Origin of the sequence: Synechocystis sp. PCC 7509 (assembly GCF_000332075.2) — a bacterium.
Taxonomy (GTDB): domain Bacteria; phylum Cyanobacteriota; class Cyanobacteriia; order Cyanobacteriales; family Chroococcidiopsidaceae; genus Aliterella.
Genome location: NZ_ALVU02000001.1, coordinates 2,878,859 through 2,891,285 on the forward strand (window position 1 = coordinate 2,878,859; position 12,427 = coordinate 2,891,285).

At 44.6% G+C, this 12,427-nt stretch carries 11 protein-coding genes; 3 read left to right on the top strand and 8 right to left on the bottom strand.

The genetic code is table 11. The features are described from left to right. Positions 1–149: 149 nt before the first annotated feature. Positions 150–2,477: a penicillin-binding protein 1C gene (gene pbpC, locus SYN7509_RS0214330; protein WP_227501501.1), complete on the top strand. Its 2,328-nt coding sequence runs from the start codon at positions 150–152 to the stop codon at positions 2,475–2,477. Between the two features lie 48 nt (positions 2,478–2,525). Here pbpC and SYN7509_RS0214335 read toward each other — a convergent pair whose 3' ends face one another. The 3 genes from SYN7509_RS0214335 to SYN7509_RS27700 form a co-directional block, all read right to left on the bottom strand. After that, positions 2,526–2,780, bottom strand: coding sequence for a hypothetical protein (locus SYN7509_RS0214335; protein WP_009631730.1), 255 nt, complete (start codon positions 2,778–2,780; stop codon positions 2,526–2,528). A 58-nt stretch (positions 2,781–2,838) separates the two neighbouring features. Next, complete coding sequence (locus SYN7509_RS0214340) at positions 2,839–3,825, bottom strand: WD40 repeat domain-containing protein (protein WP_009631731.1); 987 nt, start codon at positions 3,823–3,825, stop codon at positions 2,839–2,841. Between the two features lie 125 nt (positions 3,826–3,950). After that, a complete protein-coding gene (locus SYN7509_RS27700) occupies positions 3,951–4,553 on the bottom strand; it encodes an LTXXQ motif protein (protein WP_009631732.1) in 603 nt (200 codons plus the stop codon). A 126-nt stretch (positions 4,554–4,679) separates the two neighbouring features. Between SYN7509_RS27700 and SYN7509_RS0214350 the strand changes: the two genes are divergently transcribed. Next, positions 4,680–5,360, top strand: coding sequence for a response regulator transcription factor (locus SYN7509_RS0214350; RefSeq protein WP_009631733.1), 681 nt, complete (start codon positions 4,680–4,682; stop codon positions 5,358–5,360). Positions 5,361–5,365: 5 nt separating this feature from the next. Beyond that, entirely contained in the window at positions 5,366–6,784 is a 1,419-nt protein-coding gene (locus SYN7509_RS0214355; RefSeq protein WP_009631734.1) for a sensor histidine kinase, read from the top strand. A 145-nt stretch (positions 6,785–6,929) separates the two neighbouring features. Here SYN7509_RS0214355 and SYN7509_RS0214360 read toward each other — a convergent pair whose 3' ends face one another. The 5 genes from SYN7509_RS0214360 to nusA form a co-directional block, all read right to left on the bottom strand. Further along, the gene (locus SYN7509_RS0214360) at positions 6,930–7,124 is read right to left on the bottom strand and encodes a hypothetical protein (protein WP_009631735.1); all 195 of its coding nucleotides are present in this window, start codon (positions 7,122–7,124) and stop codon (positions 6,930–6,932) included. A 119-nt stretch (positions 7,125–7,243) separates the two neighbouring features. Beyond that, entirely contained in the window at positions 7,244–10,264 is a 3,021-nt protein-coding gene (infB, locus tag SYN7509_RS0214365) for a translation initiation factor IF-2 (protein ID WP_028954319.1), read from the bottom strand. 96 nt (positions 10,265–10,360) lie between these two features. Beyond that, positions 10,361–10,609, bottom strand: coding sequence for a hypothetical protein (locus tag SYN7509_RS0214370; protein ID WP_028954320.1), 249 nt, complete (start codon positions 10,607–10,609; stop codon positions 10,361–10,363). 191 nt (positions 10,610–10,800) lie between these two features. Further along, positions 10,801–11,061 (bottom strand): YlxR family protein, encoded by a 261-nt coding sequence (locus SYN7509_RS28570; protein WP_009631737.1) that lies wholly within the window; start codon positions 11,059–11,061, stop codon positions 10,801–10,803. Positions 11,062–11,130: 69 nt separating this feature from the next. Then, entirely contained in the window at positions 11,131–12,402 is a 1,272-nt protein-coding gene (gene nusA, locus SYN7509_RS0214375; RefSeq protein WP_009631738.1) for a transcription termination factor NusA, read from the bottom strand. Positions 12,403–12,427 lie beyond the last annotated feature (25 nt).

A 12,427-nucleotide genomic window follows, 5' to 3' on the forward strand; every position in this document is an offset into this window, starting at 1 on the left:
ACATTCAGGTAAAAATCGCTCTCTATAGCTCTAGTTTTCTTGCCCAAGTCCCAAACTACTTATTATATTTACTACCTAGTTTTGTAGTTTAGCTATACTTGCCTCAACATCAATAATATTTTGGCAACAGTTTTAGCTATTAATTTGTCTTGTTTAGCAACAATTACAGTGGGTATCGCATGGGAGTAGGTAAACCAAGTAGGGGTAAAAGGCAGGTTTTTAGGAAAGTAAAGCAAGCGACATTGATTTTAATGGCGATCGCTTTAATTTGGCGATTTCTTCCTTATATCTTTCCCATTTATGCGACTAATCTAACTCAAGAAGGTCAAGCAATTGAACTAATAAGTCGGCAAAGGCTGCCTTTGGGAACTTTACTGACTCAAAGCCAAGACCAGACGGCGGTTGTCCCTCTTACTGACGTTTCCTCACACTTTATTCATGCCATTATAGCGGCAGAAGATGGACAATATTATCAGCATGGGGCGATAGAAATCCGGGCTATAGGGCGAAGTATGGTAGAGGCAATTCGCGCCCGCAAGCTTGTTTCTGGGGCTTCTACGATTACAATGCAACTGGCAAGGATGTTAGAGCCGCATCCACGTAATTTGTGGGGAAAAAGTCAAGAAATTTGGCTCTCTTGGCGATTAGCCGCAGGCATGAGCAAAAACGAAATTTTACACGCCTATATTAATCGTCTACCGATGGGAGGCAATATTTACGGTGTGGAAGCAGCCTCTCAAGTTTATTTTGCTGTGCCATCAAGGGATCTTAATCTTGCCCAAGCTAGTATTTTGGCGGCTTTGCCTAACGATCCTACGGATCTCAATCCTTATAGCCATTGGGAAAAGCTGAAAAAGCGTCAAGTATACGTACTTAATCGCATGGTCAAAGATGGTTATATTAGCCGCACTCAAGGCGATCGCGCTTACACTGAAAAAATCGCCCTTTCGCCCCGCCAGCAAGGAATTACTGCCGCCCCACATTTTTTATTTTGGTTAGCAAGTAAATTACCAAAAAATCACCCTTCTCAAATTCGCACAACTATCGACAGACCTTTACAGCAGTTTGTGGAAGCGCAAGTTCGCCAAGTAGTCCGCAATCTCGCCGCTCACAATGCTCATCACGCGGCGGCGCTAGTAGTTGATAATCATTCTGGGGAAGTTTTAGCTTACGTTGGTTCTCCAGACTACTTTGATTTGACAGCTACAGGGCGTAATGACGGCGTACAGGCATTACGGCAGCCAGGATCGACGTTGAAGCCGTTTTTGTATCAATTAGCTCTAGAAAAGCGCGTAATTCGCCCCAATACTGTGTTGGCAGATGTTCCGGCTCATTATGCCATTGATGGAGCAAGACTTTACAGTCCCAAAGATTACAGTGATTTTCAAGGGGCGGTTCGAGTCCGGGTAGCTTTGGCTAATTCTTTGAACGTTCCCGCCGTTAAAGTATTGCAAAAAGTAGGTGTACCAAATTTTTTAAACTTTTTACATCAGCTAGGTTTTAACCAGTTGAATCACCCGGCGGGTTATTACGGGTTGGGGTTGACTTTGGGTAGTGGGGAAGTAAGCCTTTGGGAATTAGCAAGAGCTTATGTAACGATGGCAAGACAGGGGCAAGCAATACCCTTGGTGACTACGTTTACAGACGCTGCGCCTGCTACTGTTCTGGCTGCGTCGCCTACTTGGGGATTAGTTACAGATATATTAAGCGACTTCCACGCCCGCGCCAAAGCTTTTGGGGTGGATTCGATATTAAGTTTACCGTTTCCGGCGGCGGTCAAAACTGGCACTTCATCCGATTTTCGCGATACTTGGACGGTGGGGTTTACTACCGATTACACTGTAGCGACTTGGGTAGGTAATTTTAACGGCGAACCGATGAAACAGGTTTCCGGGGTAATGGGTGCTGCGCCTTTGTGGAATCGAATCATGTTGCGCCTACACGAAAATAAAGAGCCTGCGGCTTTTGCGCCGCTAGTAGGTTTAGTAAAGCGTCCCATATGCGCTGTTTCGGGATTAAAGCCTACATCGGCTTGTCCTACAGTGGTGCAGGAGTATTTTTTCCCGGAAGATTTGGGGGAATACGATCGCAATTACGATACTTTTTACCGCCTTGTTAATGGCGAGTCTCAGCTTAATTTGCCTAGAGAGTACGATCAGTGGTTAGCATTGCGATCGCCTTCTACCATTGCAGATGGTTTAAAAATTGTTTCTCCTAGTAATGGCGACAACTTTTTAGTGTATCCAAATTCACCACAGCAGAAATTGGAATTAAAGTTAGCTGCTTTACAAGCACAGCCTGTAGAGTGGTGGATCAATGGCGAAAAGTTAGCAGATAATACAATGTTTTGGGCGTTGCGTCCGGGTAGTTGGACGTTGGAAGTTAGAAGCGGGGAAATGCGCGATCGCGTTACTTTTCAAGTAGAGATGGCGGGAAATACATCTATTCGGCGGGGTTTTTCTGTAGCACCGAAGTAAAAAATTCTACTTCTGCTTCTGCAACGCTGGAAATCTCAATTCGATAACTCATGAATCAACAGATAGGTTGTATTTATAGCGTTGTTCTTCCGCGAACTCCTCAAAGGAGCGCGATCGCCCTGTGGCAAAATCATCTAAGCCGCTTTGAATACCTTTAATTGCTTCAGTGGAATCCTGTAATTCCCACTCCAAAATCTGAGACAGCAATTGGGCAGCTACAACGCTGATATCTTGACCCTGCTGAATTGCTTTTTCGCGGAGTTGCGCTTCTATCTCTGGACTAAGAGAAATAACAATTGACATAAAGTCGCTTCCTGTGCCGAGCTATTAATTTGTTACTTTGTTGACAACTACAAGATTTCTAAAATACACGCCAAATCTCGATCGTTTGATCTTGATTGTAACTAGCAAGCCACTTTCCGTTTGGACTGAGAGCAATTAGTTCAATCTTTGCTGAACTTTCATCTAACGTACAAAGATGTTCATTATTTTCTATGTTTTGCAGAATAATTTTCTTCTCATCGTAACAATTTACCAAAAACCGACCATCAATCGACATGGCGATCGGCAGGTGTCCATCTACTGAACAGATAACATTGTTAGTATGAACATCCCATACCTGTACCTGTTGCGATCTCCAACCACAAGCAAGTACCTTCCCTAAGTTTTTTACTGCAAGGCATTCCGCGATTCCCGAACTTGAGTTAGCAAATGTACGAATCAATTTACCTGTTTGTAAATCCCACAAGCGATGAAAGCCGTAACGTATACTCACCGCTTGACTGAGTAGAATATTGCTATCTGGACTAATCAAAACCGATAAGTTGCACGATGGATATTTTTCCGGTTGCCACCTAAAACTTTGAATTGGTAGCCTTACTACACCTTTCTCTTTACTGATAGGTTTTGCTAGTAAGTTGTAAACTGCGACATTTCCTGTTTCAGGCGCTCTATAAACAAAATCTCCACAGACAATAATCGGTTCAAACGGACTAATAGCAACAGGCGTAACATTATTCTCCAGGTAAGATAAGCAGCGTGATGGTGCAGCATCAAGAATTAAATTGAATTCCTCCGTCTCTAGATTGAATGTCATAACTACATTCGCATTACTTACAATTCCGATAAGCCACCTTTCATAACAGCCAACGCCGATGCGATCGTGCAAAAAATCAATGGTTCTAATCAAATTACCTGTGGATAGATCCCAGAAATTTACCTTTGCATACCGCCCTTCACCATTATCCAGGCTGTGTGCATTGCTAATTAGAGTTGTGCTATCTGTGCTGATGGAAAAATAATTAGGTTTTAATTCACTTTTGCCAGAGATTACATGAAGGCGTTTCATTATTTAGCCGATCGCACTGTTACCCCATTTGCAAACCAGTATCAAATGTTCAGCGAACCTTGTGAGAGCGCAATACATTGCGCCCCTACGGAAAATGATTATGAATTAAATAGCGATCGCTATAGTCAAGACTGCCTTTGTTGACGATTTTGTTGCTTCTGCTGGCGCATCTGTTCTAATTCTTGTCTTTGAGACGCAGTTAAAACTGCATCCATCTTCGTTTTAGTATCGTTGCGAATTGCCTCAATTTGGGCTTTTTGCTCGGCGGTGAGAACTGCCTCCATTTGTTGACGGGTAGCAGTACGAATTGCTCTCATTTGAGTTTTTTGAGCATCAGTTAAGCCACTGATTTTAGGCATACCCCGACCTTTTCCTTCACTATTAGCTGGAGATTGTGCTAATTGTTGTCTTTGTTCAGCAGTCAAAATAGCTGCCATTTTAGTTCTGGCATCATTACGGATTGCTGCCATCCGGGCTTTTTGCTCGTTGCTTGGGATAGCTTCAATCTGTTGTCGACTGGCAGATTTAATTTGCTGTAGTTGGGTTTTTTGGGCTTCAGTTATGCCGCTTAGACGTTCAAACTTTCCCCCGCCTCGCATTCTTTCCCCTGGTTGTCGTTGTTCAGTAGGTGGCGCTGCATTTTGGGCTATTGCTTTGCTGGCGATAAAACCGCCGCCGCCAATCAGTATAGACATAGCAGAAACTATTAACAAGCGATTAATTTTCATGAGCGTCAAACCTTTTGATAAGTGTCATGTTTTAATTAAGCCCTATAAAAATTACAATTTGACCTAAATCTAAATTACATTTTTGTAATTTTTATGGGGAGTTGAGGAATATACAATAGTGAGATTATGCATATTCTATTTGTGGAAGATGAGGCAAAGATCGCTAACTTCGTCAATGCTGGACTGAGGGAATACGGGTTTGTTGTTGACTACTGCGATAATGGCGATGAAGGCTATAACCGCGCCATAGATAATGAGTATGACGCTCTGGTGCTGGATATTATGGTTCCCGGCAAAGATGGGCTGGCAATTCTCAAAAGCTTGCGTAGAGCAAAAAAGAATGTTCCGGTGATTTTATTAACTGCTCGTAATGAATTAGACGATCGCCTTGAAGGGCTAAATCTGGGCGCAGATGACTATATTGCTAAACCGTTTTTTGTTGAGGAACTGGTCGCCCGCATTCATGCAGTAGTACGTCGCAGCAATGGCGATCGCCAAAATGTCCTGAGTGCGGGTTCTCTAAAGTTAGATTGTATTACGCGAGAAGTAACCTGCGATCGCCAAGTAGTAGAACTAACTAGCCGCGAATTTAATCTTTTAGAATATTTAATGCGATCACCGGGACGAGTTTTTACCCGTACGCAAATATTAGAACACGTCTGGGGCTACGACTTTAACCCCACTACAAATGTCGTAGATGTCTGCGTCCAACGGATTCGCAAAAAGCTCGATCCAATTGGGGGAGCGCCTTGGCTTGAAAGTGTGCGAGGGGTGGGATATCGGTTTCGCCGAGGGGAGAATCCATAAAAGTGATGCGTTCTTTTCGGATTCGTTTAGCTTTAGCATCGGCGGTACTAGCGGGTAGTGCGCTGGTAGGATTTGGGATGACTTCTTGGTGGCTGATTTACCAAGCTAAAGTTAGTCGTCTTGACGAGGCGATCGAAAGCCAGTTAATGAGAGCAAGTCGTCCACTGCGGCGCTTTCCTTCCTCACCGCGAATATTTGGCATTGATGAGGATACGCCGACAGCTATATTAGTAACCGATCTAGAGGGAAAAACTGTTTACAAGTCCGATAATTGGTCAAGGGAAATTAAAGTTAATAACCTCTGGCGCTTACCTTCTAGACAACCAAGCCCAATAGAGCCGGATTTAGCAAAACCGCGATTTGGTTATGTTTCTCCACCTCGATTTAACACACAATATACCTCTACCCAAACCTGGCGGGTTGGGGCGGCAAGTTTTCCCTATACTCAAATTGCGGTTTCTGTTAGTCTCCAAACCATCGATGGCGAAATGGTAGCGATACGCAACATCTTTTTAATTTCTATACTTATTGTCCTATTTTTGATTACTGGGGGTGCATGGTGGCTATCTGGCAATGCTTTGCGCCCTATAGGGCAATTGACAGAGGCAATTAAGCAAGTAACAGTCAAAGGCTTGGATCGGCGTGTTCCTATGGGCGAAACTGATGTGGAATTTGTAGAATTAATTGCCGTATTTAATCAAATGCTGGAGAACTTGGAACGTAGCTTTAAGCAGGCGTCTCGCTTCAGTGGTGATGCTGCTCACGAATTGAAGACACCTTTGGCAATTTTGCAAGGAGAACTAGAACGCAACTTGCAGCAAGCTGAACCGGAATCTCAGATTCAGCAAAGTTTGAGCAGTTTACTAGATGAAGTGGGGCGCTTGAGTGGGATTGTGCGAAAACTTTTATTGCTTTCTTTAGCCGATGCTGGACGGATGAACTTGCATCGAGTGGAAGTAAACTTATCCGAGATTTTAGCGCAAGTAGAGGAGGATATAGAATTACTAGCGCCGCAATTAAAGGTACAAACAGAGATTACGGCTCAATTGCACGTAATGGGCGATCGCGATTTACTAATTCAAGTTGTCCAAAACTTAGTTAGCAATGCCATTAAATACAATCTTGCCAATGGCTGGATACGCGTTTATGCAATACAACAGGGAGCAACAGTATTAATTACGATTACTAATTCCTCCAAAAACCTCTTACAGGGCGATCGCGAACGGATTTTTGAGCGGTTTTATCGGGGCGACCCGGCGCGGACACGCACCAAAGAAGTTGAAGGTACGGGACTTGGACTTAGCCTAGCTAGAGAGATTGCCAGAGCGCATGGGGGGGATTTAATCCTTGACTTCACTCCCTCTAACCAGACGGCATTTACCTTGAACTTACTGGCTTTGACACGAGATCGCCCAACTTACTAGCGTCGGTGGATCTATTCCTTGTCTTTGCCCTTTGGCTATTAGTGATTACAGGTTGTTGTTCGCGCGATCGCTATTTATTGCCGTCTAAAAATAAAAAGCAACATCTTAAATATACGACGTTGCCTGTTATTTTTAAATTTTAGTTTTAATAGGCGAGAGTTTCCAATGTTTCGCGTAAATAAATACGTACTTGACGATCTAAGCTCAAAGATTGGAGTTGATTGTCAAGGCTTTGGCGTTCTAATTGCCAACGTTGAAAACCAGAACTAGATGCGATCGCAGATTTTAAACGCTCCCAGATATGGGGTTGCTGATCGTCAGGGTTTAGAAAACGAGCCATATATATTTAGTCCTCAGTTTTCGTATTTTGTCATTGAGTGGAGCAAAAATAGAGAAGTAATATTAAGTATTTACTTCTTTATTTTTGCTGTCATGCCTCTAGAGGCATGACAGCAAACTTTACTTACTAGCTGCCGCCACCATAGTTAGCGTCCGGCGCTTAGTTACCATTTGATAGGCATCAATGATGTCACCTTCTGCCCAGTCATTGAACTTATCAATTCCAATACCGCATTCGTAGCCAGCATTGACTTCGCGCACGTCTTCCTTCATCCGCTTGAGGGAATCAAGCCCGCCTTCAAATACAACTTTACTGCCTCGATTGACACGCACTTTGCAATTGCGCACTAGCTTCCCTGACAACACATAACAACCAGCCACCGCGCCACGTCCAACGGTAAATACCGCCCGTACTTCGGTTTGCCCAAGAGATTCTTCAACTAGCTCTGGTTCTAGTAGACCTTCCAAAGCACCTTGGATGTCTTCCAAGAGTTTGTAGATGATGTTGTATTCGCGCACATCTACCCCCGCTTCATCGGCGGCTTGTCTAGCACCACTTGCAAGAGTTGTGTTAAATCCGACAATTACGGCGTTACTAGCGGCAGCTAAGTCAATATCTGTCTCGGTAATTTCCCCCGGAGCGGCTAAGAGTAAGCGAATTTGAACTTCGTTTTGTGGCAGTTGCTTGAGAGAGCCAATAATTGCCTCTAATGAGCCTTGAACATCGGCTTTGACAATTAAGTTGAGTTCTTTGAGTTCGCCTTCTTGAGCTTGAGCCGAAAGGGTTGTGAGCGTGGCTCGTCCTTGCATCAAGCGTGATTGCCGTTGTTTGTCGGCTCTCACTCCGGCGATCGCTCTTGCTTCTTTTTCGTTCTCAAATACGTCAAATTCGTCACCCGCCGCCGGAACTTCGCTCAATCCCAATACTTCCACAGCAAAAGAGGGACTAGCCGCATCTACTCGTTTGCCTCGGTCATCAACCATAGCGCGGACTTTACCAAAGGCAGAACCCGCCACTAAAACATCTCCCACTCTCAAAGTTCCATTTTGAACCAAAAGTGTAGCGACCGAGCCTTTAGCTTTGTCTAAGTGAGCTTCAATTACCGTCCCTTTTGCCAAGCGATCGGGGTTAGCGGAAAGTTCTTCTACTTCTGCTACTAGCAAGATCATTTCAAGTAAAGTGTCTAAATTCTCGCCTTTAATCGCACTCACGGAAGTCATAACCGTATCACCGCCCCATTCTTCCGGTGTCAAGTTGAACTGAGTTAGTTCTTGCTTAACGCGGTCTGGTTGAGCGCCTTCTTTATCAATTTTGTTAATGGCGACCACAATTGGCACTTTAGCCGCTTGAGCGTGGCTAATTGCTTCAATAGTTTGCGGACGCACGCCGTCATCGGCGGCTACTACTAGCACGGCAATATCCGTTACCCTTGCTCCCCGCGCCCGCATAGCTGTAAAAGCTTCGTGACCTGGGGTATCTAGAAAAACAATCGGCATTTTCTTGCCATCATGCTCTACTTCCACATGGTAAGCGCCGATATGTTGGGTAATTCCTCCCGCTTCTCCTTGAGCTACTTTTGTTTTGCGAATCGAGTCTAGTAAAGTCGTTTTGCCATGATCTACGTGACCCATAATTGTGACTACTGGTGGACGACGCTGGAGAAAGTCTAAATCCTCAGCTTCGACCATTTCTGTTACTTTACGAGCTTCAGCTTCCGGCGCTTGAGTTTCAACTTCTGTGCCTAACTCACTAGCTACCATCTTAATTGTGGCAATATCCAAGTTTTGGGTGATATTAACCGCCATTCCTTTGATAAACAATATCTTGACGATATCGGTATCGGGAACTAATAATTCTTGCGCTAGTTCTTGAACGGTCAAGTTTCCCGTAACTATAATTTTTTCTGGACGTTCTTGTTTTGCTTCCGGTTCGTTGCGACGGCGGTTGTCACTACGAGAGGAGCTAGATTTTCTGCTTCTAATTGCGGCGCTAGTTGTTACCGGGCTACCCGCAGGGGATACACGGGCTGCTTTTTGTTTAGGTGGACGGGCAACGGAGAGGCTAACTTGAACGGGCGCGTCCAAATCGAGAGCGTCGTCTAAGTCTTCCTCGTCTTCTAGATCGATAATTGGCTTGAGGCGCTTAAGTTTTGTTGCTGCCTTGCCTGTTTTAACTGAATCTTGTCCGTCGTCGATGATTTCTTCTTCTTGCCATTTCTTCGCTCCGCCCTTAACTGGACGCGGTAAGGTGGGGCGCTTTAGCAATTCTTCGGCTTCATCGAGCAATGGTGCTGTATCGAGATCGTCTTCCGAGCGGTCTATATCGTCACCAATTGCTGTTGCTTTCGGGCGCATTGGTTTGGGACTAATAGCATCGCTACCCCTAATTGGTCTAGGTCTATTGAGTTCTACACCTGGTTGTCCTCTGGGGGTTAGGTCGGCTCTCGCCCCTACAGGACTAGAGCTAGTGCGCCGAGTTGGGCGCTCTGGAAGTGCGTCCGTTCTGCCGCCGGGGGTTGCGTCTAAGGCGTTTTGCTGTTGATGTTTTCTTAAAACTGGTCGCTCTGGTGCGTTTGCCGATAGGTTGGTTTGAGCTACTTTTTGGGTAGATGGTCGGCTGGGCGGTTCAAATTGTCGTGGCGCAGCGTTTAAACTTGGAGTTTCAGAAATATCTTGGGTTTCTGTCCCATCCGCACTCAACGACGACCTTGCTGGTCGCGCTTGTACGGGTCTAATCGGTACTGTTGGTGCGCTACTACGGGGTGCGGAGGGGTTATTTAGTTCTGATTCGGGTTCTGTCGCTTGCTGGTCTTGGTCATCGGCGTTGACACGGTCTATTTTGGGTTTACGAATTTCCAAAATTTGTTGTTTGTTAGGAGCAGGTTTTGGTTTAGTAACGTTGGACATTTGTAAATTTGCCTTTGAACTAGCTGTTGATTCTTTGCGTTGGGGAGCTATACCTACGGTTTGTTTTATTTGTTTTTCTGCGGCGGTCCTAATACGTTCTGCTTCATCTTCTGAGATCGTGCTACTGTGGCTTTTGACGCTGATATCGAGCTGTTCGCAAATGGCTAGTAGCTCTTTGTTATCCAAATTCAATTCCTTTGATAAATCGTAAATTCTAACTTTAATGTTGTTCATCCACTCTTCCTCTTTACTTAACAGGTGTAAATGAATGGTTGCCATAGATTTTGGCGTTGTTGCCATTCATTGAAGTTCTGGGTTATTGGTTGCGGTTCATTTTTTTGCCCGTGCCTCCAACCAAGAAAGAGAGATGTGTTCGTTGTTTGGCAGGCACACTGCCAAGCAATTTGTACCTATAATTTGTAAAGGTATAGCTTTGCTTGGGGTAACGCCTCCCGGAGTTGTTTTACCAAGTATTGAGCAATACTGCTCTTGGTGAGAGCTAGGTTTGCTTAATAATGGTAGTTGCTTCCGCTTTAGGGAACTTGTTTTGTATGTATGGCTGTTTTTATTTTCTTGCACTAGCCTACTTTAAAAAATTTGCTGTCAATTTGTTGATGTAAATCAATTTATCTCGATACTCTATTATTTTACTATTTTGGCACTAACCTACTGTGAAAGTGGTTAACATCTATTGACAAGTAATTCTGTGGGTGGGATGCCAAAATGCTTAGTGTCATTAATAAAATAATAGTTGGGCTTTTGAGGCTTAGTCAGTATTGGGCGTTGACTTGAAGACGTTGCAACAGGGTGTGATAAACCCCTGGTGGTATCGATGTCCGAAGACTTCGCCCTAATCGATTTTTCTTTTGCGCCGCTAAGAGACAATCCACTTGCGGGCAAAGATAGGCAGAACGCCCCATGCCTCGATCTAATTGTAACTGCCCGGAGGGATTGACGCGGATAATTCGCCAAAATTCTTGTTTTAGTGCCACACGGCGGCAACTAATACAACGGCGATAGTTGGGTTTCATGAATGTTGTTGTGGGGTCAACCGATAAGACAATTGTATGAGTGCTATTGTGTTTTAACTGGTTTATTTATCAGACGGGAATATCTGTAGGTTCAATTTCCTCAATTTGTAGATATTCTTGCTCCTCATCTTCGTCATATTCTTCCTCTTGTTCGGCTTGGGCTTGGTATTGGGCGGCAAGTTGGGCAAATTTAGCGTCTTCAGCTTCGCGATCGTATTTGTCGCGGTCTTTAATATCAATTTTCCAACCTGTTAATCGGGCTGCTAGACGGACATTTTGCCCTTCTTTGCCGATCGCTAAACTGAGTTGATCTTCAGCGACTAAGACGTGGGTTTGACGGTTATCGGTATTCATCAAACGTACTTCATCGACTCTGGCGGGGCTAAGGGCGTTAGAAATATAAGTAGAAGGATCGGGCGACCAACGAATCACATCGATTTTTTCCCCGCGTAATTCATTGACTACTACTTGAATTCGCGATCCCCTAGCACCAATACACGCGCCTACAGGGTCGACATCGCGCTCTAGAGTATCGACAGCAATTTTAGTGCGGGGTCCAACGTAGCGCGATGGGGGATTGGCTTCTCTTGCTACTGCCACAATGCGGACTACTTCATCTTCTATTTCTGGGACTTCGTTATCAAAAAGATAGACAACTAAGCCCGCATCAGCACGAGAAACCATTAGTTGCGGGCCTCTTTGCTGACCGGTGCTAACTTTTTTGAGGAAGACTTTAAACGTAGCATTGGCGCGATAGTTGTCGTTGGGGAGTTGTTCACGCTTGGGTAATTCTGCTTCAACTTCTGGCTGACCAAAACCGCTATTGACGGACATAATTACCGATTGGCGTTCAAAACGTAGCACTCTTGCTTGGAGTACCGCGCCTTCGAGGTCTTGAAATTCCTCTTGAATCATCTGGCGCTGGCGATCGCGCAATTTTTGGGCTAATACTTGTTTAGTTTGCATCGCCGCCATGCGCCCAAATTCTTGTTTGTCTGGGGTTACGTCTAAGATGACTTCATTGCCAATTTGCGCATCTGCTTCAAATTCCTGTACGTCACTTAAAGCGATTTGGTGGTCTGGCTCGCCAACTACATCGGCGATGGTTTTAGTTGCCAGCACCCGGAAGCCGCCGTACTCAACATCAAGTTCTACTTCAAAGTTGTCAAAGTATTCTTCATCAAAAATACGTTTATCAAAGTTTTGGGCGCGGCGATAGCGCTCGTAACCTTTAATTAAAGCTTCTCTTAAAGCTTCTTGGACAGAATGCTTGGGTAAGTTTTGTTCTCGACTGATATTTTCAATCAAGTCTTTGAGTCCGGGAATGCTAACCATTGACATAATAAAACCTTTATAAGGAACAGTT